Source organism: Bradyrhizobium sp. MI1.7, from assembly GCF_055811795.1.
In genome coordinates this window covers 1-314 of the sequence record NZ_JBVVPO010000281.1, presented here as the reverse complement: position 1 = coordinate 314, position 314 = coordinate 1, and the positions used below count along the sequence as shown (strand labels likewise).

Sequence of the window (314 nt, the reverse complement as noted above, 5' to 3'; positions counted from 1 at the left end):
AGTCCGGTGGCGAGATCGCCGACCAGAAGCTGGAGCAGGGCGCCGAGCGACAGATAGGCGATGATCAGCAGCGAGGCTGCAGCGATCATCAACGGCAAGTCGCCCTTGAAGGGAATCTCCAGCACGCCCTCCAGGAACAGCGGCTCGGCCAGCATGATCAAAATGAAGAGGCAGAACAGCGGCGCGAGCTTGCCGGCCAGCGCGACAAGCGGATCGCCGCCGGCGCTTTCGAGCCAGGCCCGCGCGTCGCGGCGGCGGAATTCGGAGCCGACGGAATAGCCGGCGGCAAGGGTAATCACCACATGGATGATGGT

1 pseudogene is annotated in these 314 nt (G+C 65.0%); it reads right to left on the bottom strand.

Annotation, left to right across the window (positions count from 1 at the left end):
- Positions 1-314 (bottom strand): annotated as a pseudogene (locus AC0L3X_RS47520) (ABC transporter permease); the annotation flags it as partial.